General features: G+C 71.3%; 28 protein-coding genes. 13 read left to right on the top strand and 15 right to left on the bottom strand.

Annotation, left to right across the window (positions count from 1 at the left end):
• Positions 1-10: 10 nt before the first annotated feature.
• Positions 11-742 carry a nucleotidyltransferase family protein gene (locus ACZ66S_RS37505; RefSeq protein WP_469906056.1) on the top strand — a complete coding sequence of 244 codons (732 nt, stop codon included), beginning with the start codon at positions 11-13 and terminating at the stop codon, positions 740-742.
• Between the two features lie 127 nt (positions 743-869).
• Here the strand turns inward: ACZ66S_RS37505 and ACZ66S_RS37510 are convergent, their stop codons facing one another.
• The 6 genes from ACZ66S_RS37510 to ACZ66S_RS37535 form a co-directional block, all read right to left on the bottom strand.
• The gene (locus ACZ66S_RS37510) at positions 870-2,483 is read right to left on the bottom strand and encodes a DoxX family protein (protein ID WP_469906057.1); all 1,614 of its coding nucleotides are present in this window, start codon (positions 2,481-2,483) and stop codon (positions 870-872) included.
• 118 nt (positions 2,484-2,601) lie between these two features.
• Complete coding sequence (rlmB, locus tag ACZ66S_RS37515; protein ID WP_469906058.1) at positions 2,602-3,543, bottom strand: 23S rRNA (guanosine(2251)-2'-O)-methyltransferase RlmB; 942 nt, start codon at positions 3,541-3,543, stop codon at positions 2,602-2,604.
• 103 nt (positions 3,544-3,646) lie between these two features.
• Positions 3,647-5,047, bottom strand: a complete 1,401-nt coding sequence (cysS, locus tag ACZ66S_RS37520) for a cysteine--tRNA ligase (protein WP_469906059.1) — start codon at positions 5,045-5,047, stop codon at positions 3,647-3,649.
• A gap of 49 nt (positions 5,048-5,096) precedes the next feature.
• Positions 5,097-5,594: a 2-C-methyl-D-erythritol 2,4-cyclodiphosphate synthase gene (gene ispF, locus ACZ66S_RS37525; RefSeq protein ID WP_469906060.1), complete on the bottom strand. Its 498-nt coding sequence runs from the start codon at positions 5,592-5,594 to the stop codon at positions 5,097-5,099.
• Positions 5,584-6,348, bottom strand: a complete 765-nt coding sequence (ispD, locus tag ACZ66S_RS37530) for a 2-C-methyl-D-erythritol 4-phosphate cytidylyltransferase (RefSeq protein ID WP_469906061.1) — start codon at positions 6,346-6,348, stop codon at positions 5,584-5,586. Before ispD ends, ispF begins: the two co-directional genes overlap by 11 nt.
• A 325-nt stretch (positions 6,349-6,673) precedes the next feature.
• Positions 6,674-7,156 (bottom strand): CarD family transcriptional regulator, encoded by a 483-nt coding sequence (locus ACZ66S_RS37535; protein WP_003953493.1) that lies wholly within the window; start codon positions 7,154-7,156, stop codon positions 6,674-6,676.
• A gap of 589 nt (positions 7,157-7,745) precedes the next feature.
• Here ACZ66S_RS37535 and ACZ66S_RS37540 point away from each other — a divergent pair.
• Entirely contained in the window at positions 7,746-8,408 is a 663-nt protein-coding gene (locus ACZ66S_RS37540; RefSeq protein WP_469906062.1) for a copper chaperone PCu(A)C domain-containing protein, read from the top strand.
• 73 nt (positions 8,409-8,481) lie between these two features.
• On the opposite strand, the gene phoP is transcribed toward ACZ66S_RS37540, so the two are convergent.
• The gene (gene phoP / locus ACZ66S_RS37545; RefSeq protein ID WP_004000192.1) at positions 8,482-9,153 is read right to left on the bottom strand and encodes a two-component system response regulator PhoP; all 672 of its coding nucleotides are present in this window, start codon (positions 9,151-9,153) and stop codon (positions 8,482-8,484) included.
• A gap of 5 nt (positions 9,154-9,158) precedes the next feature.
• Complete coding sequence (phoR, locus tag ACZ66S_RS37550; RefSeq protein WP_280850770.1) at positions 9,159-10,415, bottom strand: two-component system sensor histidine kinase PhoR; 1,257 nt, start codon at positions 10,413-10,415, stop codon at positions 9,159-9,161.
• A 223-nt stretch (positions 10,416-10,638) separates the two neighbouring features.
• On the opposite strand from phoR, the gene phoU reads away from it, so the two are divergent.
• The 5 genes from phoU to ACZ66S_RS37575 all read left to right on the top strand — a co-directional run bounded on the left by phoU (position 10,639) and on the right by ACZ66S_RS37575 (position 12,862).
• Positions 10,639-11,328 carry a phosphate signaling complex protein PhoU gene (phoU, locus tag ACZ66S_RS37555; RefSeq protein ID WP_053851307.1) on the top strand — a complete coding sequence of 230 codons (690 nt, stop codon included), beginning with the start codon at positions 10,639-10,641 and terminating at the stop codon, positions 11,326-11,328.
• 150 nt (positions 11,329-11,478) lie between these two features.
• Positions 11,479-11,637 (top strand): hypothetical protein, encoded by a 159-nt coding sequence (locus ACZ66S_RS37560; RefSeq protein ID WP_167348002.1) that lies wholly within the window; start codon positions 11,479-11,481, stop codon positions 11,635-11,637.
• A gap of 147 nt (positions 11,638-11,784) precedes the next feature.
• The gene (locus tag ACZ66S_RS37565) at positions 11,785-12,033 is read left to right on the top strand and encodes an SCO4226 family nickel-binding protein (protein WP_469906162.1); all 249 of its coding nucleotides are present in this window, start codon (positions 11,785-11,787) and stop codon (positions 12,031-12,033) included.
• Between the two features lie 22 nt (positions 12,034-12,055).
• Positions 12,056-12,526: a hypothetical protein gene (locus ACZ66S_RS37570; protein ID WP_469906063.1), complete on the top strand. Its 471-nt coding sequence runs from the start codon at positions 12,056-12,058 to the stop codon at positions 12,524-12,526.
• A 60-nt stretch (positions 12,527-12,586) separates the two neighbouring features.
• On the top strand, positions 12,587-12,862 hold the full coding sequence (locus ACZ66S_RS37575) for a ribosomal protein L7/L12 (RefSeq protein WP_469906064.1): 276 nt from the start codon (positions 12,587-12,589) through the stop codon (positions 12,860-12,862).
• A gap of 65 nt (positions 12,863-12,927) precedes the next feature.
• Here ACZ66S_RS37575 and ACZ66S_RS37580 read toward each other — a convergent pair whose 3' ends face one another.
• The gene (locus tag ACZ66S_RS37580) at positions 12,928-13,689 is read right to left on the bottom strand and encodes a phosphoglyceromutase (protein WP_469906065.1); all 762 of its coding nucleotides are present in this window, start codon (positions 13,687-13,689) and stop codon (positions 12,928-12,930) included.
• 163 nt (positions 13,690-13,852) lie between these two features.
• Here ACZ66S_RS37580 and ACZ66S_RS37585 point away from each other — a divergent pair, with 163 nt between their 5' ends.
• Positions 13,853-15,112, top strand: coding sequence for an MDR family MFS transporter (locus ACZ66S_RS37585; RefSeq protein WP_469906066.1), 1,260 nt, complete (start codon positions 13,853-13,855; stop codon positions 15,110-15,112).
• 7 nt (positions 15,113-15,119) lie between these two features.
• Here ACZ66S_RS37585 and ACZ66S_RS37590 read toward each other — a convergent pair whose 3' ends face one another.
• On the bottom strand, positions 15,120-15,545 hold the full coding sequence (locus tag ACZ66S_RS37590) for a DUF2000 family protein (protein WP_469906067.1): 426 nt from the start codon (positions 15,543-15,545) through the stop codon (positions 15,120-15,122).
• Between the two features lie 49 nt (positions 15,546-15,594).
• Here ACZ66S_RS37590 and ACZ66S_RS37595 point away from each other — a divergent pair, with 49 nt between their 5' ends.
• Both ACZ66S_RS37595 and ACZ66S_RS37600 read left to right on the top strand, forming a co-directional pair.
• Positions 15,595-16,443 carry a helix-turn-helix transcriptional regulator gene (locus ACZ66S_RS37595; protein ID WP_469906068.1) on the top strand — a complete coding sequence of 283 codons (849 nt, stop codon included), beginning with the start codon at positions 15,595-15,597 and terminating at the stop codon, positions 16,441-16,443.
• A gap of 10 nt (positions 16,444-16,453) precedes the next feature.
• Positions 16,454-16,984 carry a hypothetical protein gene (locus tag ACZ66S_RS37600; protein WP_469906069.1) on the top strand — a complete coding sequence of 177 codons (531 nt, stop codon included), beginning with the start codon at positions 16,454-16,456 and terminating at the stop codon, positions 16,982-16,984.
• A 55-nt stretch (positions 16,985-17,039) separates the two neighbouring features.
• On the opposite strand, the gene ACZ66S_RS37605 is transcribed toward ACZ66S_RS37600, so the two are convergent.
• Positions 17,040-17,540, bottom strand: coding sequence for a type III secretion system chaperone family protein (locus ACZ66S_RS37605; RefSeq protein WP_469906070.1), 501 nt, complete (start codon positions 17,538-17,540; stop codon positions 17,040-17,042).
• On the bottom strand, positions 17,533-18,873 hold the full coding sequence (mshA, locus tag ACZ66S_RS37610) for a D-inositol-3-phosphate glycosyltransferase (RefSeq protein WP_469906071.1): 1,341 nt from the start codon (positions 18,871-18,873) through the stop codon (positions 17,533-17,535). The genes ACZ66S_RS37605 and mshA overlap by 8 nt, the downstream gene beginning before the upstream one ends.
• 316 nt (positions 18,874-19,189) lie before the next feature.
• Between mshA and ACZ66S_RS37615 the strand changes: the two genes are divergently transcribed.
• The 3 genes from ACZ66S_RS37615 to ACZ66S_RS37625 all read left to right on the top strand — a co-directional run bounded on the left by ACZ66S_RS37615 (position 19,190) and on the right by ACZ66S_RS37625 (position 23,138).
• The gene (locus ACZ66S_RS37615) at positions 19,190-20,020 is read left to right on the top strand and encodes a class I SAM-dependent methyltransferase (protein ID WP_469906072.1); all 831 of its coding nucleotides are present in this window, start codon (positions 19,190-19,192) and stop codon (positions 20,018-20,020) included.
• 395 nt (positions 20,021-20,415) lie between these two features.
• Positions 20,416-21,492: a C40 family peptidase gene (locus ACZ66S_RS37620; protein WP_469906073.1), complete on the top strand. Its 1,077-nt coding sequence runs from the start codon at positions 20,416-20,418 to the stop codon at positions 21,490-21,492.
• Between the two features lie 338 nt (positions 21,493-21,830).
• Entirely contained in the window at positions 21,831-23,138 is a 1,308-nt protein-coding gene (locus ACZ66S_RS37625) for a PP2C family protein-serine/threonine phosphatase (protein ID WP_469906074.1), read from the top strand.
• 69 nt (positions 23,139-23,207) lie between these two features.
• Here the strand turns inward: ACZ66S_RS37625 and ACZ66S_RS37630 are convergent, their stop codons facing one another.
• From ACZ66S_RS37630 to ACZ66S_RS37640, 3 genes are all read right to left on the bottom strand, one after another.
• Complete coding sequence (locus ACZ66S_RS37630; RefSeq protein ID WP_030318102.1) at positions 23,208-23,546, bottom strand: DUF2516 family protein; 339 nt, start codon at positions 23,544-23,546, stop codon at positions 23,208-23,210.
• Between the two features lie 144 nt (positions 23,547-23,690).
• Complete coding sequence (locus tag ACZ66S_RS37635; RefSeq protein WP_469906075.1) at positions 23,691-24,368, bottom strand: hypothetical protein; 678 nt, start codon at positions 24,366-24,368, stop codon at positions 23,691-23,693.
• Between the two features lie 71 nt (positions 24,369-24,439).
• Positions 24,440-24,931, bottom strand: a complete 492-nt coding sequence (locus tag ACZ66S_RS37640) for a helix-turn-helix domain-containing protein (RefSeq protein ID WP_469906076.1) — start codon at positions 24,929-24,931, stop codon at positions 24,440-24,442.
• Between the last annotated feature and the right edge of the window lie 171 nt (positions 24,932-25,102).

Below are 25,102 nucleotides of genomic sequence, written 5' to 3' on the forward strand. Positions count from 1 at the left end.
AGTTTCGGGCATGACCGATCCGAACGCCGCGTCCCGTCCGACCCAGGCCGTGATCCTGGCCGGCGGCCAGGGGTCCCGGCTGCGCCCCTACACCGACGACCGGCCCAAGCCGATGGTCGAGATCCCCGGTACGGGAACTCCGATCATCGGCCATCAGCTTGTCTGGCTCGCCGAGGAAGGCGTGACGGACGTGGTGGTGAGCTGCGGGCATCTCGCCGAGGTGCTCCAGGACTGGCTGCGGACGGCCGACCTCCCGGTGCGCGTCCAGACGGTCATCGAGACCGAGCCGCTCGGCCGGGGCGGCGGACTGAAGTACGCGGCGGCGCACCTGCCCCACCCGGACCGGGCCTGGTACGCGACGAACGGTGACATCTGGACCCGGTTCTCGCTGCGGGACATGGCGGACTTCCACACCGAGCGGGACGCCGTCGCGACGCTCGCGCTGGCGCGGCCGCGGATCCCGTGGGGTGCCGTGCAGACCGACGGGTTCGGGCATGTCACGGACTTCATGGAGGCGCCCCCGTCGACCTTCGAGATCAACGCCGGGGTGTACGTCTTCTCGCCCGGGTTCGCCGGGCTGCTGCCGGAGCGCGGTGACCACGAGCGGACCACGTTCCCCACGCTGGCGCGCGAGCTGCGGCTCGCCGGGTTCCCGATCCCGCAGGGCGCCTACTGGCGGGCCATCGACACCGCGAAGGACCTGACGGAGGCCGCGAAGGAGCTGGCGGCCCTCGGCCGCTAGCGGCGTACCCGGCGGCCCACGGCGGCATACGTCGAGAAGGTCCCGCACCCCCACGGGTGCGGGACCTTCTCGTGGGCCCGTGTCTCTCAGCCGGTGGGGTTGCCCAGTACGTCGCCCACCGGCCCGCCTACCCCAACAGACCGCCCACCAGGCCCGGTTCGCCGGAGGACGAGCCCCCGGTGCCGGAGCCGCCTGTCGAACCGCCGGAGGTGCTGGTGCCCCCGGTGGGGCCGGCGGTGGTGCTGGGGGCCTGCTGGGCCGGGGAGGACTGCTGGGGCGAGGTCCGGCCCGTGGTGCCCTGGGTCTGGCTGGGCGAGCCGCCGGTGACCGTGCCGGTGTCGCGGGTGGCGCCGGGGGTCGCGGAGGCGCCGGCGGACGGGCCGCGGGTGGCGCCCTGGCTGGGCCGGGTGGACGCCGACGGGCTCTTCTTGCGGGCCTTGGCGGAGTCCTGCGGGAGCGGGGAGCCCGGCAGCTCGTTGCGCGGGGCCTCGCCGGGGCCGGGGACGATGACCCGGTCGGCGTCCCGGACGGCACCGCCGAGGACGGAGCCGATCAGGAGGGTGAGGCCGGCGACGACGGCCGTGACGAGGGCGCCGCGGCGCAGGACGTAGCGGCGCAGCTCCCAGATGTCGGAGCGGGGTCCGAGGCGGCGCCAGGCGCTGCCCGCGAGGCGGCCGTCGATGGAGTAGACGGGGGCGCCGGCGATGATCAGCGGGGACCAGGCGGCGAGGTAGATGATGTCGGGGGTGTCGTAGGCGGGGACGCTCTTCCAGCTCACCGTGACGAGGAGCGCGGCGGACAGGCCGGCGCCGATCACCGCGCCGACGCGCTGCCAGCAGCCCAGGACCGTGAGCACGCCCACGATGACCTGGAGGAAGGCGATGACGAGGCCGGAGCCGACGGGGTGCTGGAGGGCGAACTGGCGCAGCGGCTCGGCCACTTCCCACGGGTGCAGGGTGTTGAGCCACTTGACCATGGAGCCGCGCTTGCCGCCGTCGAAGTAGACGGGGTCGCAGAGCTTGCCCATGCCGGCGTAGATGGAGATGAAGCCGAGGAAGATCCGGAGCGGGAGGAGGACGACGCCGAGGTTCATCCGGCGGCCCGGGTAGTACGCGTGCCGCGCGGCCTCGTCGCCCTGCCGCTTGGTGGCGCGGTCGGCGCGGGCCTCGTCGAAGCCGTCGTCGAACTCCTCGCCGTCGTAGGCGGGTTCGTCGTACGCGCTGCCCACGGTGCGCATATGGGGCAGGAGTCGGGTGCCGTCGTCGTCGGGCGTGCGCTGGGCGCCGACGACCGGGGTCTCCATGGTCTGGGCCAACTCGCCGTCGTAGTCGGCCTGGTAGCCGTGGTCGACGTCGATGCGGGGGATGACCTGGGTGGCTCCGGCGTCGCCGGCGGACGGCTCGGCATGACCGACGCTGCCGCCCCGCACGGCCTGCAACAGGCGGTGGGCGCCGGTGTCGTCGGGCGCGGACCTGCCGCTCCACACGACGGGCCGACGGCGCCCCGCGGCGCCGACGGCCGGCATCCGGGCGGTGTCCTCGGCGTCGATCAAGTGCCGTGCGATCCGCGGGGACTGGGCGCGTCTCGTCGACGCGCCCAACTGCACGCGGAAGCTCGCATGATTGACGATGATCTGCGCCGGATCGCTCGGCACCTTCACCATGCTCAGCGCGGGAGCGTCGTCGAAGCCCGACGGGCCGTCCCCCGTGGGTGTGCGGGGTGTTCTGGTGTCCACACTCATCTAACCGAGTGACGTGTGGTTAGGACACTGCTTTGACTCGCCGGATCTGTCCGGACCCCGTCAAGCTTGCCCCGAACGCCCGGAACACCCCGTGTGGGGGACGGCGTCGAACGGTCGTTCAGACCCGCCGGCGAGCCGCCTCGTACAGCACGATCCCCGCCGCCACACCGGCGTTGAGCGACTCGGCGCCACCGGGCATCGGGATCCGCACCCGGAAGTCGCAGGTCTCGCCGACCAGGCGGGACAGGCCCTTGCCCTCGCTGCCGACCACGATGGCGACCGGGCCGCCGAGGGCCTCCAGGTCGCCGATCTCGTGCTCGCCGTCGGCGGCGAGGCCGACGACCACGATGCCCTGCTTCTTGTACGCCTCCAGGGCGCGCGTCAGGTTGGTGGCGCGGGCGACCGGGGTGCGGGCGGCCGTGCCGGCGGACGTCTTCCACGCACCGGCGGTCATGCCGGCCGCACGCCGCTCCGGCACGAGGACGCCGTGGCCGCCGAACGCGGAGACCGAGCGGACGACCGCGCCGAGGTTGCGCGGGTCGGTCACGCCGTCGAGGGCGACGATCAGCGGGTCCTCGCCGTCGTCGTACGCGGCGTTGGCGAGGTCCTCGGGGTGGGCGTACTCGTACGGCGGGACCTGGAGGACCAGGCCCTGGTGGTTGAGCCCGTTGGTCATCCGGTCGAGCTCGGGGCGGGGGGCCTCCATGAGGTGGACGCCGCCGCGCTCGGCGACGAGCTGGAGCGCCTCACGCACCCGCTCGTCGTTGTCGATGAACTGCTGGACGTAGAGCGTCACCGCGGGCACGCCCTCGCGCAGCGCCTCCACGACCGGGTTGCGCCCGACGACCATCTCCGAGGTGCCCTTGCCGCCCCGGCCGCGCGGCGCCGGACGGCGCACCGCCTGCTTGGTCTTGGCGTTGGCGATTCGGTTCTTCTTGTGGCCCTTGCGCATCTCGGCGGGCGGGGTCGGGCCCTTGCCCTCCAGGCCCTTGCGCCGCTGGCCGCCACTGCCGACCTGCGCGCCCTTCTTGCCGGACATGCGGCGGTTGTTGGCTGCCATGACCTACCTGTTCTGCGTGGGTGTCCACGTCGGTGAGATGTTCGTACGTCTATGCAGTGTGCCGCCCGGAGGGCCGGGCGGCACAATCGATCAAGGAAAGGGGCTAGCGGGGACCCAGCGTCCAGCGCGGTCCCTGCGGCCCGTCCTCGATGGTCAGGCCCGACTGGCCGAGCTGGTCGCGGATGGCGTCCGCGGTGGCCCAGTCCTTGCGGCCGCGGGCCGCCTCCCGCTGGTCGAGGACCAGGCGGACGAGGCTGTCGACCACGCCGTGCAGGTCCTCGCCGCGGTCGGACTCGCCGGCCCAGTGCGGGTCGAGCGGGTCGAGGCCGAGGACGCCGAGCATGGCGCGCACCTCGGCGAGGCGGGCCACCGCGGCCTCCTTGTCGTCGGCCGCGAGCGCGCTGTTGCCCTGCCGGACCGTGGTGTGCACGACGGCCAGCGCCTGCGGGACGCCCAGGTCGTCGTCCATGGCCTCGGCGAAGGCGGGCGGCACCTCGGCGGCCGGCTCCACGGCCTTCCCGGTCAGTTCGGTGACGCGCTGCACGAAGCCCTCGATCCGCGCGAACGCCGACTCCGCCTCGCGCAGGGCGTCCTTGCTGTACTCGATCATCGAGCGGTAGTGCGGGGTGCCGAGGTAGTAGCGCAGGACGATCGGCCGCCACTCCTTGACCATCTCGGAGACCAGCACCGAGTTGCCCAGCGACTTGGACATCTTGTCGCCGGCCATGGTCACCCAGGCGTTGTGCACCCAGTACTGCGCGAAGTCGTCGCCGTAGGCCTTGGCCTGGGCGATCTCGTTCTCGTGGTGCGGGAAGATCAGGTCGAGGCCGCCGCCGTGGATGTCGAAGGCGGAGCCCAGGTACTTGTGGGCCATCGCCGAGCACTCCAGGTGCCAGCCGGGGCGGCCGGGGCCCCACGGCGTCGACCAGGTCGGCTCGCCCGGCTTGGCGGACTTCCACATGGCGAAGTCACGCGGGTCCCGCTTGCCGGTCTCGCCGTCACCGGACGGCTGGAGGAGGTTGTCCAGCTCCTGCCGCGACAGCTCCAGGTAGCCCGGGAAGGAGCGCACGTCGAAGTAGACGTTGCCGTCGGACTCGTAGGCGTGGCCGCGCTCGATGAGGCCCTGCATCATCTCGACCATCTCGGTCACGTGCCCGGTGGCACGCGGCTCGTAGGTGGGCGGGAGGCAGCCGAGGGCGTCGTAGCCGTCGTTGAACGCGCGCTCGTTCTCGTAGCCGATCGACCACCAGGGGCGCTTCTGCTCGGCCGACTTGGCGATGATCTTGTCGTCGATGTCGGTGACGTTGCGGATGAACGTGACGTCGTAGCCGCGGTACTCGAACCAGCGGCGCATGATGTCGAAGTTCAGGCCGGAGCGGATGTGCCCGATGTGCGGGGCCGCCTGCACGGTGGCGCCACACAGGTAGATCGAGACACAGCCCGCCGTGAGCGGGACGAAGTCACGGATCTGCCGGGCGCTGGTGTCGTACAGGCGAATAGTCACGGGACCTAGCGTAGTGGGCCGAAGGGGGTGCGCGGGAGCAGTCCTTTCGTCACCCTTCCCGCACCACCAGGGCCGTCGCCACCGCCATCAGGCCCTCGCCGCGCCCGGGGAAGCCGAGGCCGTCCGTGGTCGCCCCGGACACCGACACCGGGGCGCCGGCCGCCTCCGAAAGGATCTTCTGGGCCTCGTCCCTGCGCTTGCCGATCTTCGGGCGCGGACCCACCACCTGTACGGCGATGTTGCCGATCCGGAAGCCCGCCGCGCGCACGATCCGGGCCGCCTCCGTCAACAGCGTGACACCGAAGGCACCCGACCACTCGGGGCGGCCGGTGCCGAAGTGCTGACCGAGGTCACCGAGCCCGGCCGCGGAGAAGAGCGCGTTGCAGGCGGCGTGGGCGACGACGTCCGCGTCGGAGTGGCCGGCCAGTCCGGTGCCCTCGCCCTCCCACTTCAGGCCCGCGCACCACAGCTCGCGACCCTCCTCGAAGGCGTGGATGTCGGTGCCGATGCCGACCTGCGGCAGGAGCACGGGCTGCTCAGAAACCATCGTTGAGCCTCCTTCGGGCCAGGACCGCCTCCGCGAGGACCAGGTCCAGCGGGCGGGTCACCTTGAACGCCTCCTCGTGACCGGGCACGACCACGACGGTGAGGCCCAACTGCTCGACCATGCTCGCGTCGTCGGTGACGTCCTCGTTGACCGTCTCGTGGGCGCGGATCAGGGTCGCCCGGTCGAAGCCCTGCGGGGTCTGCACGGCACGCAGGCGCGCGCGGACCGGGGTCGCCACCACCGGCTCGGGCTCACCGGGAGCGGTCGCCGGCTCGACCTCCTTCACGGTGTCCGCGAGGGGCAGCGCCGGGACGACGGCGGGCGCGCCGTCGCGGACGGCCTCGATGACCGCGTCGACGGTGTCGACCGGGACGAGCGGGCGGGCCGCGTCGTGGACCAGCACGATGCCGAAGTCGGCGGGCAGGGCGTCCAGGCCGAGCCGGACCGATTCCTGACGGGAGTCGCCGCCGGGGACGACGAGGAAGTCCGTCCGCTCGGGCAGCGCGTGCGCGTCGAGGAGGGACTTGACCTCGCCGGCGCCGTCGGGCGGGGCCACGACGACGACCAGGGAGACGGCCCGGGACGCGGCCATCGCGCGGACCGCGTGAATCAGCATGGGGGTGCCGTTCAGCGCTCGGAGCGCTTTGGGGGCGCCCGGACCGAGGCGTACGCCCCTTCCGGCGGCCGGAATCACCACCGCGGTGCGGGCCTCCGCACGGGCTTCGGCGGGCGAAGGGAGCGAAACGTCAGACATCGGTTCCTGTCAGGTTTGTGTGCTCGGCCAACGTGGGTACGGAGACAGCGTGCCGGGCGCGACGCCTTGACCGGACCCTTCCGTGACGCCGGTCGAGCCTGCTGCCCGGGCCCGGCACGCCAAGTATCGGGGGATCTTCCCCCGAGAGGAACAGGCGCACGGCACTCCGGGATCCCGGAGCGGTCCTGGGTCCGGCATCCGGAGACAGACATGCCGCAGCGCCCGGCGACAGCTTTCGCGTCATCGGGCACCGCGGCATTTCAGTGCGGCAATTCGGATTCAGTGTGTGCTGAGCTGAGCGGGCGAGGTGCCTGCACAGGAACGCTCAGGACGCGAGAACCTCGTCGAGCAGCGCCTCGGCCTTGTCCTCGTTCGTGTTCTCCGCGAGGGCGAGTTCGCTCACCAGGATCTGCCGAGCCTTGGCGAGCATGCGCTTCTCACCTGCGGAGAGTCCGCGCTCGCGCTCACGACGCCACAGGTCGCGCACGACTTCCGCGACCTTGATGACATCGCCGGAGGCGAGCTTCTCCAGGTTTGCCTTGTAACGACGGGACCAGTTAGTGGGCTCCTCGGCGTACGGCGCGCGCAGCACCTCGAAGACCCGGTCCAGCCCGTCCTGACCGACCACATCACGCACGCCGACGAACTCCGCATTGTCCGCTGGCACACGTACCGTCAGGTCACCCTGGGCGACCTTCAGCACCAAGTAGGTCTTGTCCACGCCTTTGATCTGGCGAGTTTCGATGGCCTCGATCAGCGCGGCCCCGTGATGGGGATAGACCACGGTGTCGCCAACCTTGAACGTCATGTGACAGGTACCCCTTCCGTGGCTATCCAGGGTAACACGGAAACTGCGGGTTCTGAATGGCGTTTTCGCAGGTCAGGGCACATCTCGGGGCTTGACAACAGCAACAGGAACGTGCTGCGGAGGCCGAGCGGAAGCAGGAATTCGCAGGTCGGAGCGGCTCTCCGGGCGAGGGGAAACGCGTACGTTACACACATCCGGAGGCGCCTCCAGGCGGGCTAACGTCCCCAAATGTCCGGTTCCAGGTGTGCGACTTCCGCTACTCCGTTCGGTGTCCGCAGTCACTTCCCCGCCGATTCCGGAATTGATCACACACGGTCGGCGGATCACGTGGTGATCAATTCCGGGGGCGATCGCGCATTCCTTCACGGAAGATTTGCCGCTGGATGCCGAAGCCGCTTATCCGAATGCCCGACGAGCGCCGGAGTGCGGGAAGCGAGTGACGCACGGGTCATCCGTGAACGGAGTGACACGCCCCTTGGGGAGGGTCGGGTGCGTCGCTGCGGGAACGGCTCGGTAACCTAAGGCCGCTGACAGACACTTAGCGCGGCTTTACGGGCCGCCCCGCTCAAGTCAAGGAGTTGCCGCCGCCGTGAGCAGCAGCCTTCGACGCGGCGCCCTCGCCGCCTCCGCCATCGCGTTCTCCTTCGCCGCGCTCTCCGCGTGCGCGGCCGGCAGCAACGCCCAGACCCTGGAGGTCAAGCCGGACAACGCGGAGACCCGCGTGGGCGACATCAAGCTCCAGAACGTCGTGGTGATCACCCAGCCGACCCCCGAGGCCTCCGGTGAGACCGAGGGCCCGGCCGTGGTCTCCGCCACCGTCTTCAACTCCGGCGACAAGCCCCAGACGCTGGACTCCGTGAGCATCGACGGCGGCGGCAGCGCCGAGCTCACCCCCGCCAAGGGCAAGGGCAAGGTCACCGTCCCGGCCCACAGCTCCATCATCCTCGGCGGCAAGGGCAACGCCGCCGCCGCGGTGAGCGAGCTCGGCGAGAGCGTCAGGAACGGCAACGCGCAGAAGGTCACCTTCACCTTCAGCACGACCGGTGACGTGAGCCTGCGCGCCTTCGTGGTCCCGGCCGACAGCTACTACAGCAAGTGGGGCCCGAGCGCCGTCCCGTCGGCGCCGACGGCCTCGCCGAAGCCGACCGGCTCCGCGACCCCCTCCGGTTCGGCCACGCCGACCGGCTCCGCCACGCCGACCGACGCCGCGTCCGCGAGCGTGACGGCCACCGAGTCGGCCGCGGGCAACTGAGCAGCCGCTTGTACGACGGGAAGGGCGGGACCTACTCGGAGGTCCCGCCCTTCCCGTCGTGGAGCGCTGGGGTCTACGGCTCGAACTTGTAGCCGAGGCCGCGGACCGTCACCAGGTACCTCGGCGCACCCGGGTCCGGCTCGATCTTGGCGCGCAGGCGCTTGACGTGGACGTCGAGGGTCTTGGTGTCGCCCACGTAGTCGGCGCCCCAGACCCGGTCGATGAGCTGCATACGGGTCAGGACACGGCCGGCGTTGCGCAGGAGCATCTCCAGCAGGTCGAACTCCTTGAGGGGCAGGTCGACCTTGGAGCCGGAGACCGTGACCACGTGACGGTCCACGTCCATGCGGACCGGACCGGCCTCCAGGGCGGCCGGGGTGACCTCCTCGGGCTCGCCGCGCCGGCGCAGTACGGCGCGGATACGGGCGACCAGCTCGCGCGAGGAGAACGGCTTGGTGACATAGTCGTCGGCTCCTATCTCCAGGCCCACGACCTTGTCGATCTCGCTGTCCTTGGCGGTCACCATGATGACGGGGACGTTGGAGCGGCCGCGGAGCTGGCGGCAGACCTCCGTGCCGGGCAGGCCCGGCAGCATCAGGTCGAGGAGGACGAGGTCGGCGCCGTTGCGCTCGAACTCGTCGAGTCCGTCGGGGCCCGTGGTCGCGACCGCGACCTCGAAGCCCTCCTTGCGGAGCATGTACGAAAGGGCGTCGGAGAAGGACTCCTCGTCCTCGACGACGAGCACTCGGGTCACGGAAGGACCTCCGGGGCGGGAAGCGGGTCGTAAGAAGTCGACTCGGGGGTGGAATGCCCGTCCTCGTCGTCGAGGTCGGGGTGCTGGAGCGCGCGGTCGCGGGCCGCGCCCGCCTCCGGCAGCCTGAGGGTGAACGTGGAGCCCTGTCCCTCCGAGCTCCACACCGTGACCTCTCCGCCGTGCGAGGCGGCCACGTGCTTGACGATCGCGAGACCGAGGCCCGTGCCGCCGGTCTGGCGGGAGCGGGCCGGGTCGACGCGGTAGAAGCGCTCGAAGATGCGCTCCTTGTCCTTGTCGGAGATGCCGATGCCCTGGTCGGTGACGGCGACCTCGATCAGGTCACCGCCCGGCGCGGACACCCGGCGGGCGGCTATGCCGACGCGGGTGCGGGCGGGCGAGTAGTTGACGGCGTTCTCGACGAGGTTGCCGAGAGCGGCGGCGAGCTGGCCGCGGTTGCCCCACACCTTGAGCTCGGCCGCGCCGGCCGCGGCCATGGTGATCTGCTTGGTGCCGGCCTGGTGCCGGCAGCGGTCGATGGCCTCGGCGACCAGCTCGTCCACGCGGACCGGCTCGGCGTCCTCCAGCGGGTCGTCGTTCTGCACCCGGGAGAGGTCGATGAGCTCCTGGACCAGGCTGGTGAGCCGGGTCGCCTCGATCTGCATACGGCCGGCGAAGCGCTCCACGGCCTCCGGGTCCTCCGAGGCGTCCATGACGGCCTCGGACAGGAGAGACAGTGCGCCGACGGGGGTCTTGAGTTCATGGCTGACGTTCGCGACGAAGTCACGTCGTACCGCTTCGATCCGCCGGGCCTCGGTGAGGTCCTCCACCAGGAGCAGCACCAGCCGGGAGCCGAGGGGCGCGACCCGGGCGGACACCGCGAGGGCCTCCCCCCGTCCGGTGCCCCGCCTGGGCAGGTCCAGCTCGACCTGGCGTATCTCCCCGTCCCTCCTGGTGTCCCTGGCCATCTGGAGCATGGGCTCCACGGAGAGCTTGCCGCCGCGGACCAGCCCGAGGGCGTACGCGGCGGAGCTGGCCTTGACGACCGCGTCGGCCTCGTCGAGGACGACGGCCGAGGAGCGGAGCACGGAGAGGACGGTGTCCACGCCCGGCGGAAGCACCGGATCGGTGTGCAGGGAGGTGCGGGTGGGGCGCTTCTGCTCCCGCTCGCTCCAGCGGAACGCCAGCATGGCGATGACACCGGTGAGCACACCGGCGATCGCTGCCGCTGCGGCGACCGCCGCGTTCACGTCCATGCCTCCAGGTTAGGCATGGGTTCCGTCCTGGCCACAGCCGTCCGAGTGCGAGCTCGAACACTCGTCGCCCAGAGTTCACCTTGGAGCCAGTGGGGGTTCATTTGGGAGGGCGGAAACGGACGCGTAGGGGCCCGAACGTGGGAGCGTGGGGTACGCAGCACCGGTTTCACGGCCGGTTTTGGCCCCTGGAGCCCACAGGACGACGTACGAGAGGGAACCGACAATGCGGGACGCGTACCACGAGGAACTTGATTCGATCGGCGACGGTCTGGTGGAGATGGCCCGCCTGGTCGGCTCGGCGATCGGACGCGCCACGACGGCCATCCTCGACTCCGACCTCAAGCTCGCCGAGAGCGTGATCGAGGCCGACCAGAAGGTGGACGACCTCCAGCACGACCTCGAGGCCCGGGCGATAGCACTGCTCGCCCGCCAGCAGCCGGTGGCGACGGACCTCCGTATCGTCGTCACCTCGCTGCGCATGTCGGCCGACCTGGAGCGCTCCGGAGACCTGGCCCAGCACGTGGCGAAGCTGGCCCGGCTGCGCTTCCCCGAGAAGGCCATCCCCCACGACCTGCACGCCACCATCCTGGAGATGGGCCAGCTCGCGCAGCGCCTGATGGCCAAGGCGGCGGAGGTCATCATCACCAAGGACGTCGACCTGGCGCTCCAGTTGGAGCAGGACGACGACGAGATGGACCTGCTGCACCGCACGCTCTTCCAGCACCTGCTGGACGACAAGTGGAAGCACGGCATCGAGACGGCGGTCGACGTGACGCTGCTCGGCCGCTACTACGAGCGGTTCGCCGACCACGCGGTGTCGGTGGCCAAGCGGGTGGTGTACCTGGTGACGGGTGAGCACGCGGACGAGCTCCAGCAGGAGATCCAGCCGGTGACGGGAGTCGAGGGGGCCTGACCCGGCGCCTTCGGGTCCGTCCGGGGCGTGCGTGAGCCTCAGTGCGCCGTTGATGCGCCCAGGGGGGCGGGCATGCAATGGGCACAGGGCCCGATCCGACAGTCGGTCCGGCAGTCGGCACGTTCTGGCTCTCGCCTCGAGGAGGGACCCATGGCCGAATCCCCCAGCACTCCCCAGCCCGACCCCACGCAGGAACGCCCGACCGAGCAGCCCGCCGCGATCAGGACCCTGACGGTCATCGGCGCGTGCGGCTGCGGCTCGGGGTGCGGGTGCGGGTGCCAGTCGGGCAACCCGTGCCAGTGCGGCTGACGCCGTCACGACCGGATCGCGTACGACATCGAGGGGCCCCGGGTGATTCCGGGGCCCTTCGTCGTCCGGCTCGACCGGGCGGGTGGGGAGGGGGAGCATGGGAGGGACGTGACCGTCCGGCTCGGGGAAGGCAGGGAGGTGGAGGCCATGGCGCGGTTCATGGACGTACACCGTGGGATGCACGGCATCACGGCCGACCAGTTGATGGAGGCCCATCAGGCCGACCTCGCGATAGAGAAGGAAGAGGGCGTGCACTTCGAGCGCGCCTGGGCGGACCCGCAGTCCGGCCTCGTCTACTGCCTCTCGGAGGCCCCGTCCCCGGAGGCGGTCCAGCGCATCCACGAACGGGCCGGCCACAAGGCGGACGAGATCCACGCGGTGCCGTTGTCGGTGTGACGCAGGGGGCGGCGGGCCGGGCATGGACTTCGAGCTGACCTACCGGAGAGGCCTGCTGCGCAGCATCGGTGGTGTGGAGGTCACCTACGGTCCGCGGGAGTGGCTGGACAGCACACCGCGGGCCCTGGGGTCCTGGCCGCTGGAGTACCAGCGGTTCAGCACGACCCTGCGGTCCGTGGCAGGTCTCGAGATCACCTACCGCAGATGGACCGCCCTGCCGCTCACCGTGGGCCGGTGGAGCTGCGAGCACAGCAGGTTCGGCAGCCGCATGCTGCGCCTCGGCCCCTATCCGCTCAGCCACGACAGGGGCGGCAACCGCGTCCGGACCGTGGGCCCGCTGGAGATCTCCTACGACCGCCTCGGCAGTCGCCCCGTCCGCGCCCACCTCCCCGACGGCCCGGACGAACTGCCCCCCGACCTCCTCCTGGCCCTCTACCTCACCCTGTTCTGGCAGAAGCAGTCCTGGGAAACCCAGCAGCGCAGCCGCTCGTAGGGCCCGACAGCACACGGCTGGGGGTTCGTACGCTCGAACCGGAGAAGGGCGGGGCGAGACATGGCAGACGAGTACTTCTTGCTGGTGTGCGACGACGTGCCCCATGACGTGGTGCTCACCGACCCCGGTGCCCGGGTGATGGACGTGGTGCGGGTGGTGCGTCGGCTGACGGGGCTGAGCCTCTGGCGCAGCAAGACTCTGGCGACGCGGGTTCCCGCCGTCGTTCTCACGGGCGTACCCGAGGAGGACGCGGCGACGGCCGTCTCAGCCCTCCGCGAGGCGGGAGCCCGGGCGGAGACGAGAGAACAGCCGGAGCCGTACGTCTCGAAGCGCTGAGCGCGGCCACGGAAAAGCCCCCCACCGACGGAGAACCCGCTGGTAGGGGGCTTGTTCGGCTTTGCTTACTTCTTCTTGCCCTGGTTCTTGACCGCCTCGATGGCTGCTGCCGCCGCCTCCGGGTCCAGGTACTTGCCGCCCGGGGTCACCGGCTTGAAGGACGCGTCGAGTTCGTAGTACAGCGGGATGCCCGTCGGGATGTTCAGGCCCGCGATGTCGGCGTCGGAGATGCCGTCCAGGTGCTTGACCAGGGCGCGGAGGCTGTTGCCGTGGGCCGCGACCAGGACCGTGCGGCCGGCGAGGAGGTCCGGGACGATGCCGTCGTACCAGTACGGGAGCATGCGGACGACGACGTCCTTGAGGCACTCCGTGCGGGGGCGGAGCTCCGGGGGGATCGTGGCGTAGCGCGGGTCGTCCGACTGGGAGAACTCCGTGCCGTCCTCGAGGGCCGGCGGGGGCGTGTCGTAGGAGCGGCGCCAGAGCATGAACTGCTCCTCGCCGAACTCCGCGAGGGTCTGGGCCTTGTCCTTGCCCTGGAGGGCGCCGTAGTGGCGTTCGTTCAGGCGCCAGGAGCGGTGGACCGGGATCCAGTGGCGGTCCGCGGACTCCAGGGCGAGCTGGGCGGTGCGGATCGCGCGCTTCTGGAGCGACGTGTGGACCACGTCGGGCAGGAGGTCGGCGTCCTTCAGGAGTTCGCCGCCGCGGACTGCCTCCTTCTCGCCCTTCTCGTTGAGGTTGACGTCCACCCAGCCGGTGAACAGGTTCTTCGCGTTCCATTCGCTCTCGCCGTGGCGGAGGAGGATCAGCTTGTACGGTGCGTCGGCCATGCGTATGAGCGTAATCCACGCCTTCGATCGCGGTGGTGCCCGCTCGACAGACGGACGGTTGACGGGATCTGTTAATTGAGTGGCCCGCCCGAGCCCCGTCTTCGTAAGTTGTGCCTGCCGTCAGAGCCACTTACGTACACCGAACAACCGTGGGGGACCCGCCATGCCACTCGCCGCCCTGAGACGTGCCACCCGCGAGACCGTCTCCGGGTTGCCGCGCGAGTTCTGGTGGCTGTGGACCAGCACCCTCGTCAACCGCCTGGGCGCCTTCGTCGCCACCTTCATGGCCCTCTACCTCACCCTCGACCGCGGCTACTCCGCCTCCTACGCCGGTCTCGTCGCCTCGCTGCACGGGCTGGGCGGAGTCGTCTCGTCGATCGGGGCCGGGGTGATGACCGACCGGCTCGGTCGGCGGCCCACCCTCCTCGTCGCGCAGTCCGCCACCGCCGGCTCGGTGGCGCTGCTCGGCTTCATGCACCACCCCGTCGCCATCGCCGCCGTCGCGTTCGTCGTCGGCATGACCTCCAACGCCTCCCGGCCCGCCGTGCAGGCGATGATGGCCGACATCGTGCGGCCCGAGGACCGGGTGCGGGCCTTCTCCCTCAACTACTGGGCCATCAACCTCGGCTTCGCCGTCTCCTCCATGGGCGCCGGGTTCATCGCCGAGTACAGCTACCTCGCCGGCTTCCTGATCGAGGCCGCGATGACCGCCGTCTGCGCGGTGGTCGTCTTCCTCAAGCTGCCCGAGTCCCGGCCCGTGGCGCAGTTCGCCGAGAAGGTGCCCGACGACGTCCGCCTCGGCACGGTCCTGCGCGACGGGCGGTTCATGAGCGTCGTGGGGCTGTCCTTCCTGGTCGCCGTGATCTTCCAGCAGGGTTCGATCGGGCTGCCCGTCGCGATGGGCGAGGCCGGGTTCACGCCCGCCGACTACGGACTGGCCATCGCCCTCAACGGCGTCCTCATCGTCGCGCTGCAGATCCCGGTGACCCGCTTCATCCAGGACCGGGACCCGCAGCGGCTGCTCGTCGTCTCGTCGCTGCTCGCGGGGTACGGCTTCGGACTCACCGCCTTCGCCGGGTCCGTCGGCCTCTTCGCCGTCACCGTGTGCGTGTGGACCCTGGGCGAAATGATCAACGCGCCCACCCAGACCGGGCTCGTCGTCCGCCTCTCCCCCACCCACGGCCGCGGTCGCTACCAGGGCATGTACACCCTGTCCTGGTCGGTCGCCGCCCTCGTGGCGCCCCTGATGTCCGGTTTCGTCATCGACCGGTTCGGGGCGGAGTGGCTGTGGGGGCTGTGCGCGGTCGTCGGGACGGTGGCGGCGGTGGGCTACGCCGCCCTGATGCGCCACCTGTCCCGGGAGACACCCGGCGCGACCGTCGTGTCCGAGCAGCCCGCGACCGCCGAGGCCGGGGCGGCCTGACCAGCGCTCAGGGGTGCATCCGCGCGCCCTTGAGCACCTTGTCCACGGCGTTGCGCGGACCGTGCACGGCGAGGCCCACCAGGTCCAACTCCTCCGTGGCCACCGCCCGGACGGCCGCGCGGTTGTCGCGGTCGTTGCCCGTCGCGAACAAGTCGCTCGTGAAGAGGGCGCGCGGGAGCGAACGGGACAGCACGCGCGCGTGGGCCGCCTTCAGCGTCTCCTTGGTGCCCTCGAAGACCAGCACGGGCTGCCGGAACATCGGCAGGTAGGGCACACCGTCGGCGTCCTCGTACGGTTCGCCGACCACCTCGGGGGCCTGCGTGCCCAGGCCGCTGACGAGGAACGCGGTGACGTTCAGGCGCTGCCAGGTCTCCAGGTCCTCGCGCAGCAGGACGGCGATCTTGGTGTCGAAGCGGAGGGGTTCATCGTTCATAGGACGAGACTGGCGGCCACCCCACGGCCGCGTCTTGTACGTTCTTTGCATGGCGGCCATCCCCCTGCCCGCGCAGCACGTCACCGCGTGGCGCCCCGCCGTCCCGGGCGTCACCGAGGTCTTCCACGCCCGTTTCACCGAGTACGCGTACCCGATGCACGTGCACGAGGCGTGGACGCTGCTCATCGTGGACGACGGGGCCGTACGGTACGACCTCGACCGGCACGAGCACGGCACGCCGGACGACACCGTGTCGCTGCTGCCGCCGCACGTCCCGCACAACGGCTCGCCCGCCACACCCGGCGGCTTCCGCAAGCGGGTTCTCTACCTCGACCACACTCTGCTCGGCGACGAGCTCATCGGGGCCGCCGTCGACGGCCCGGACCTGCGCGATCCTGTGCTGCGGCAGCGGGTGGGGCAGGTGCACACCGCGCTGACCCGGCCCGGTGAGGAGTTCGAGGCGGAGAGCAGGCTGACGCTCATCGGCGACCGGCTCAGGGCCCTGCTGCGGCCGCCCTCGCACGACGGGCCCGCCCGCCGCGACCCCGCCCTCGCCCGCCGCCTGCGCGAACTCCTCGACGAACGGGTCGTGGAGGGGCTGTCGCTGGAGGAGGCGGCGGCGGTCGTGCAGGCCCATCCGACGCATCTCGTACGGTCGTTCAGCACCGCGTACGGCATCGCGCCGCACCAGTACCTCACCTCGCGCAGGGTCGACCGGGCCCGGCGTCTGCTGCTCGCGGGGCAGGGGCCCGCGGAGGTCGCCGCGCTCACCGGGTTCCACGACCAGGCCCATCTCACCCGGCACTTCAAGCGGCTGGTGGGGGTCACGCCGGGGCGTTACCGCACGAGTCTGCGGAGATCCACGGAAGGCATCCGTCCGGTGATCGCCGCGGGTTAGCGTCACCGGCATGGATGACAGACGGAACTCCTTACCGTTCGGACGTCTCTCCGTGGCCGTCGCGGGCGCGGCCGCGCTGGTCGCCCTCGGCGTGGGCGGCGCCATCGCCGCGAGCTCGGACGACGGGCCCGGCGGGGCGACGAGTGTGTCGGACACCCTCCCGCCGGACGAGGGCACGGTCAGTGGCGTCGACGGCGGCGGCACCGACGGGGGGACGGTCGGCGGCAGCGGCGGTTCCGATCCCAGCCCGACCTCCACCTCCCCGGACGACCCCCCGATCACGGACGAGCCCACGGAGGAGCCCACGGAGGAACCCACCGAGGGACCCTCCACACCCGGCGATCTGGCGGAGATCAACCGCCGGATCGCCGAGCTCGACAGGAAGATCGACGAGCTGCCCACCAAGAAGGAACTGGCCGACGCGCTACGGGCCTTCGCGGACCAGCTCGACAAGCCGGCCCCGCCCGGGGACCCCGGCGGGAGCCACGAGCCGACCGAAGACCCGCAACCGACGAGCTCGCTTCCGCCCGACGAGTCGTAGACCGCGGGCGCTGTTCCACCGCGCCGGGCGCCGGGTCAGTCCTGGAAGCGCCGGGTCAGTCCTGGGAGCGCTGGGTCAGGTGCGCGAAGGCGTCCAGGTTGCGCGTCGACTCGCCCCGGGACACCCGCCACTCGTACTCCTTGCGGATCGCGGTGGCGAAACCCAGCTCCAGCAGGGTGTTGAAGCTGCCGTCGGCCGCCTCCAGTACCTGGCCGAGGAGGCGGTCGACCTCGTCGGCGGTGACCGCGGCGAGCGGGAGCTTGGCGGTGACGTAGACGTCGCCGAGCCGGTCGACGGCGTAACTCACGCCGTACAGCTTGAGGTTGCGCTCCAGGAGCCAGCGGTGCACGCCGGGTTCGTTCTCGTCGGGGTGGCGGATGACGAAGGCGTTCAGCGACAGGGAGTGGCGGCCGACGAGGAGCGAGACGGTGGTCTTCAGCTTGCGGGTGCCGGGGAGCTGCACGACGTAGTTGCCGGGTGCGGGGCTCTCCCACTCGATCTCGGTGTCCTTGAGGACGCCCTCGATGACCTGTGCCGCCTTCGCTTCGTCAGCCATGGTGGGAGCGTACGTGACGGCGGTACGACTGTGTCGCGGCCGCGTACACGTCCGCCGTCGCCGCCGCCGCGGTGTCCCAGCCGAAGGACCGGGCGTGCCGGGCGGCCGCCTCGCCCATGCGGGGCGTGAGCGTCGGGTTGTCGGCGAAGTCGCGCAGCACGCGCGCGTAGGCGGCCGGGTCGTGGCCGCGGACCAGGAACCCGGTCCGTTCGTCGGCGACGGCCACCGGCAGCCCGCCGACCGCCGCCGCGAGCACCGGGGTGCCGGCCGCCTGGGCCTCTATGGCGACCAGGCCGAAGGACTCGCTGTAGGACGGCATGACCAGCACGGACGCGGCCCGGAACCAGTCGGCGAGCTGCTCCTGGCCGACGGGCGGCTGGAAGCGTACGACGTCCGCGATGCCGAGGCGGGAGGCCAGTTTCTGCAGGCCCTCGGGCTTGGCGAGGCCGCTGCCGCTGAGGCCGCCGACGACCGGTACGAGGATGCGGGAGCGGAGGTCGGGGCGCTGGTCGAGCAGGACCGCCACGGCCCGCAGCAGGACGTCCGGGGCCTTCAGGGGCTGGATGCGGCCGGCGAAGAGGGGGATCAGGGCGTCCTGGGGCAGCCCGAGCCGGGCGCGGGCCGCCGCTCGGCCGTCCGCGGGGCGGAAGCGGTCGAGGTTCACGCCGGGGTGGACGACGGCGACCTTGGCGGGGTCGGCGGCGTAGTGGTGCACGAGTTCCTCGCGCTCCTCGGCGGTGTTCGCGATGAGGCGGTCGGCGGCGGCGACGATCTGGGTCTCGCCGATGACACGGGCGGCGGGCTCGGGGGTGTCGCCGTCGGCGAGGTTGGCGTTCTTGACCTTGGCCATGGTGTGCATGGCGTGCACCAGCGGGGTGCCCCAGCGCTGGGCGGCGAGCCAGCCGACGTGGCCGGAGAGCCAGTAGTGCGAGTGGACCAGGTCGTAGTAGCCGGGGCGGTGGCCGGCCCACGCCTGCATCACGCCGTGCGTGAAGGCGCAGAGCTGGGCGGGGAGGTCCTCCTTGTTGAGGCCCTCGTAGGGGCCCGCGTCGACGTGGCGGACCAGGACGCCGGGGGCCATCTCGACGGTGGGCGGGAGACCGCCGGTCGTCGCGCGCGTGAAGATCTCGACCTCGATGTTGATCGCGGCGAGGCGCTGCGCCAGCTCCACGATGTAGACGTTCATGCCGCCGGCGTCGCCGGTGCCGGGCTGGTGGAGCGGGGAGGTGTGCACGGAGAGCATGGCGACGCGGCGGGGGCGGCGGTGCAGGCGCATCCGGTGGGGTGCGGCGGCCTGGGAGCGACGCTGGAGCCTGCTGACGTACTGGCTCACGTGGCGTTCCTCCTTGCAGCGGGCATGCCGGACGGAGGGCGTGGGACACCCTCCAAGGGCGGCAACACCGGAGGAAGGCATTCCCATTCCGTTCGGGGTGGTTTTTGCCGAGGTATTACCGGAGGTCGCTCAACCGTTCGAGGGGTGGGGGCGTCGGTGGGGCTTGGGGTGGGTGCGATGGGCGCGGTTCGGTGGACGGTCGCGCGGTCATGGGTCTGATGAGGCCCGAGGCGTACTGGGCCTGTGCGGCGGTCGGTCCGCTGGGGTGCGGATGCCCGGCCGCTGACACGGGTTCCCGCCGCATACCCTCGTAGGCATGACATCCCGCGCCGCCTCCCGCCCTGTGGGCACGGTCACGCGCGGGACGACCAACCCCAACCGGCTGCGCCGCATGGACCGCTGGATCGCGGCCACGCACGGGGCGGAGCTGCGCCGCGCGGCCGATCCCGTGGCGGTCGACCTCGGGTACGGGGCCGCGCCCTGGACCGCGGTCGAACTGCTCGCCCGGCTCCGTGACAGCGCTCCACGCACGCGCGTGGTCGGCATCGAGATCGACCCGGCCCGGGTGGCGGCGGCCCGGCCGTACGAACGTGAGGGTCTCGTCTTCCGGCACGGCGGGTTCGAGATCCCGCTCCCCCAGCGGCCCCTGCTCATCCGGGCGGCGAACGTGCTGCGCCAGTACGACGAGGCCGACGTGGCCGACGTATGGGCACGGCTGTGCGCCCGGCTGGCTCCGGCGGACCCGGCGCGGGGGTCGCGCGGCGGACTCCTCGTGGAGGGGACCTGCGACGAGATCGGGCGCCGGCACGTGTGGGTCGCGCTCGGCCCCGAGGGACCGCGCACGGTCACCTTCGCGACCCGGCTGGGCTCACTGGAACGCCCCTCCGACCTCGCCGAACGCCTGCCGAAAGCCCTGATCCACCGCAACGTCCCCGGCGAGCCGGTGCACCGTTTCCTGCGCGACTTCGACCGCGCGTGGGCAGCCGCGGCCCCCTACGCGTCCTACGGCGCCCGCCAGAGATGGATCCGGACAGTCCGCACCCTGACCCCCGACTGGCCGGTGACAGACGGCCTTGCACGCTGGCGCCAGGGAGAAGTCACGGTGAGGTGGGGGGCGTTGGCGCCGGGTGGGGGGCTGCGTGCATGAACTCGACCGTCACCCCCTCGGCCCGATCCACATCGCAAACCACGCTCACCTGAACCCTGGTGGGCCGCCATCGTGCCGTCCACGACCTGCGTACCCACCGCACCCCGACACCCCCACCCCACCGCCACACATACCCCCGCCCACACGAACTCCGGTACCCCACGCCCACCCACCCTCTCCCCACCCCACCGGCAGGGAACGATCTGTGTGAGTCGTTCGTCACAATGGGCGGGAGATCGTCTTCGGGGGGCGGGGAGAGGGGGAGGCACCGGGGAGCGTCGGGTTGCGAGAGGGCACGCCAGGAACGCACGCCTCTGTCGCTTTCGGCCATGACGTGGCACGATCCCCCGAGCACCGTAAGTTACTGACGGTAAATCAGCTTTGGGGGCAGGGGTATGGGAACGGGCAAGCGCGGTCTGATCGCCACGGCCGTGACCGTGATCGGCGCGGTGGCCGTACTGGCGGCGCCCGGCGCCGCGTTCGCCGCCCCCGACCCGACTCCCACTCCCACCGCCTCACCGTCGACGGCCGTGACCAACAAGGACATCGAGGCCGTACGCAGACAGCTCGACGCGCTTTACCACGACGCGGCCGTCGCCACCGACGCCTACAACGCCGCCGAGGAGAAGGCCGAACAGCAGTCGGCGCAGATCGTCGCGCTGGCCCGGAAGATCGTGAAGGGCCAGGAGAAGCTGGCCGAGCTGAAGACCCGCGCGGGCGCCGCGGCCGCGGCCCAGTACCGCACCTACGGCCTGCCGGACGAGGCCCAGCTCATGCTGAGCGACAACCCGCAGGAGTTCCTGGACGGCACCGGCCGCGTTCTCCAGGGCCAGCGCGCCACCAAGGCGCTCATCGCCGAACTAACCCGGACCCAGCAGGACTTGAAGCAGTACGCCGACGACGCCTCCGCCCAGTGGACCAAGCTGGAGGCCAACCGCAAGGCCAAGGCGGCAGCCAAGAAGAAGGTCCAGCGGCAGATCGCGGCGGCCGAGCAGCTCGAGTCCCAACTGGAGGCGAAGGAGAAGAAGCGCCTCGCCGAACTGGAGGAACAGGCCGCCCACCAGGCGCAGACCGCCTGGCTGGACTCCGGTGTCCTCAAGGAGATCAGCGGCAAGGCCAGCGAGGCCGGGAAGACCGCGGTCGCCTATGCGACGACCCAGGTCGGCAAACCGTACGAATGGGGCGCCGAGGGCCCGGACTCGTACGACTGCTCCGGGCTGACCTCACAGGCCTGGGCGAGCGCCGGCAAGCCGATTCCGCGCACCTCGCAGGAGCAGTGGAAGCGGCTAGAGCACGTGGACATCAAGGACATGCGGCCCGGCGACCTGATCATCTACTTCGACGACGCCAGCCATGTGGCGATGTACCTCGGCGACGGCGCGATCGTGCACGCCCCGCGCCCCGGGCGCACGGTGACGATCGCCGGGGCGGGTTCGATGCCGATCCTCGGGGTCGTACGGCCGGACGCCTGAGCACCGTCGCCGGGCGCCGAGGACGGGACGACGAGGACAGGACGCCGAGAACGGGCCGCCCAGCGTCACCCCGGACGACCAGGTGAGACCTGGGTCATGTGACGCGGCGCACGCCTGACGCCCCCGCAAACCTGGCGCCAACGTGACGTTCGTCATCCCCGCACCACCCGTCACCTGTCCAACTGCGGTGGAAAACGCGGCATATGACAGTGGCCACCGGCCAAGCAGCGTGTCTCACGCCATTCCTTTCCCGGCCCGCCACCCGCTATGGTCCCCGTCGGTGGATCGAGGACCCTCGCCCCACCGTGCCCTCGGGGGGAGGGAAGGAATCCAAGACGATGCCCGTACCCATACCGCGGCAGCGAGCGATCCCGGCCGTGGAGAGTGGTCAGGCGCCGGCCGCACCCCAGGACGACCCCTCCAAGGAAGAAGCCCCGCGCAAGGAAGCCACGGTCGACAACAACACCGCCACCCAACTGAGCCTGCTGGTGATCGAGGACGATCCCGGCGGGTCCACGGTCGTCCCCGAACTCCTGGACCCGACCGGCAAGCCGATCCGCGTCCGCACCGCCCGCAACCTCACCGAGGCGGAACGGCTGCTCACGGATGACGTGCACTGCATCCTGCTCGACCTCGCGCTGCCCGCGCCCGGCCGTGCCGCGGACGACGACGAGCTCGCCGTGCTCCGCCATGTCCTGGAGCTCGCCCCCCGGCACGCCGTCCTCGCCCTCACCGCGTCCGGCGACGCCGAGCGCGGCGCGGAGGCGGTGCGGGTCGGCGCCCAGGACTACCTCTTCCGGGACGAGCTGGACGGGCGGCTGCTGAGCCGGGCGATCCGGTACGCGGTGGAGCGGAAACGTTCCGACACGGCGGAGCGCAGGCTCGCCGAGGGACGGGTACGGGCGCAGGAGAACCGGCGCCTGGAGCGCGGCCTGCTGCCCACCCCGCTGCTGGAGGGCTCCTCCCTGCGGTTCGCGGCGCGGTACCGGCCGGGCCGGTCGCGGGCTCTGCTCGGCGGTGACTTCTACGACGTCGTACGGACTCCCGACGGGACCGTGCACGCGATGATCGGTGACGTCTGCGGGCACGGCCCCGACGAGGCGGCACTCGGCGTGGAGCTGCGGATCGCGTGGCGCGCGCTGACCCTCGCGGGACTGTGCGGGGACGAACTGCTCGGCACGCTCCAGGAGGTGCTGGAGCACGAGCGGTCGGACGACGAGATCTTCGCGACCCTGTGCACGGTGGACATCGCGCCGGACGGCCGCCGGGCCGGGCTGTGCCTCGCCGGGCACCCGTCGCCGCTGGTGGCCCGGCCGGGAAGGCCCGCACGGCTGCTGCCGTACGACAACAACGGCCCCGCGCTGGGGATGCTGCCGGGGGCCCGCTGGCCTCGGATGCAGGTGGAGCTGGGGGCCGAGTGGAGCCTGATGCTCTACACCGACGGGCTGATCGAGGGCCGTGTCGGGGAGGGCGGGGAACGGCTGGGACAGGACGGGATGGTGGCCATGATCCGCCGCCAGCTCTCCGAGGGGCTGCGGGGCGAGGCGCTGCTGCGGGCCGCGGTGAACGAGGTGCGGTCGCTCAACGGCGGCGAACTGGCGGACGACGTGGCGGTCCTGCTGCTCGACCGGGAGGGTCAGCGCTAGACCGCCGTCGCGAGTCGTGCCCTGGCCGGCTGCGGAGGACGGGGTACGGGGTACGGGCTACCGCTGGCTCTAGCGGCCGCCGTTGTACGGGCCGTAGGGGCCGTCGCTGCTCGAGCCCCGGCCCCGGCCGCTGCGGCCGCCGCCGGGAAGGGCGCGGATCGCCGGGCGTACGTCGACCATGTACACGATCGTCGCGATGAGGCCGATGATCGGCAGGAACGACAGGATGTTGAAGATCAGGTTCACCACGAAGGCGAGCCCGAGGATGATCAGCCAGAAGGGCTTGGTCTTCTTGTCGGCCGCGCGGTACGCGTCTTCGCGGCGGATGGCGGCGTCGAACAGCGCGAACCCGCTGAAAACGATCAGGGCCATGCTCAGCAGCCACATGAAGCCTGCGAACCCCTGCATCAGCACAACGTCCACCACCCGACTCGGTTCGTCATTTCGCGATTACGCGGTCACCGTACCCGTTCCCGCAAGGTCGCTACCCGGAGAACGGGCCGGGCACTCGGTAAGTGCCCGGCCCGGTGTCATGACCTGTCCCGCGGTGCCTTACTTGGCGGGCGGGGTCTTCTTCGCCGTGGTGGTCTTGCGCGGCGTGGTCTTCCTGGCGGCGGGAGCCGTCTTCTTCGCCGCGGCGGCCGGGGTGGCGACCGTGGCGGGCGTTGCCGGCTTCGCGACCGGGGTCGTGGTGGCCGTCGTCTTGATCTCGCCCGGCTCGGCGTTCGGCTCGACGGCGATCGCCAGTTCCTCGATCTCCTCGGCGGCCTCGCCACGCCAGGTCCTGACGGCCTGCTCGCCGTGCTCGGCGACCTTCTCGTAGGTCTCGCGGGCCTTGACGGCGTACTCGGCGGCGACGCCGACCCCGCGCAGGGCGAGGTCCTGGGCGGACTCGCCGAGCTTCTTCAGGTCCGCGTCGAGCGTGCTGCCGAGCTTCTTGAGGTCGCCGTCGAGGCTGTTGATGAACTCGCCGACCTTGCTCTGCAGGGTCACCTGGGTCTCCTTGACCCGGGCGCCGGCCTCCTTGGCGCGGGCCTGGGCCTTCTCCTGGACCGCCTTCGGGTCGGTGCCGCGCACGGCCTCGATCCGGGCCGGCGCCTCGGCGCGGAGCTGCTCCACCAGACCGGGCACCTTCTTGGCCTCCTGGAAGGCCAGGTCACCGGCGCCGGCGAGGAAGTAGAGCGGGGTCGGGTCCTTGACGGCCTTGCGGATGTCGTCGGTGATGGCCATGGTGATGGTCCTCCCGGGTCACATGCTGATGAGGGTTTTGGGTCCCGCGCCGCCTGCCGGCGCGACGGCTCTCAACCGGCCGTCTGCTGCGGGTCGGCGTCGTCGCCGTCGGTCTTGGGGGATGTACGGGTGCTGCGGGGCCGGCGTGCCTCCTGTACGGAGGTGTCGCCGTCCGGGTCGCCCGGCGTGGGGGGCGCGTCCGGCGGGGCGATCTCGAAGCCGTTCTCCTTGCGGAAGGACTCGTAGATCTGGAGCAGCACCTGCTTCTGCCGCTCGTTGAGCGTGGGATCGGCGAGTATGACCGCACGTGTCTCCACGTCGTCCCGGTCGCGCTCGGCGTCGAGGATGCCGGCCCGCACGTACAGCGTCTCCGCGGAGATCCGCAGGGCCTTGGCGACCTGCTGCAGCACCTCCGCGCTCGGCTTGCGCAGCCCGCGCTCGATCTGGCTCAGATACGGATTCGACACCCCGGCGGCATCGGCGAGCTGCCTGAGCGAAAGCTGCGCACTGCGGCGCTGATCACGCAGGTACTCACCGAGATTGCCGACGTTGAGCGATGCCATGCGTCCACTGTGCACCACCCCCGCTAACTATTGCAAGCACCCGCTTGCAAAAGTGCGCCACGCCACTACCCGTTCAGCCCAAGCGAACGAAGCCGCGTTGCCGCGTGCCGTGCCGTCATCCAGCTCCAGGACGCGGATGCGGAGGTCGCCGTCCTGGCGGTGAAAAATCCG

The sequence above is a fragment of the Streptomyces sp. NPDC107471 genome (assembly GCF_055582845.1).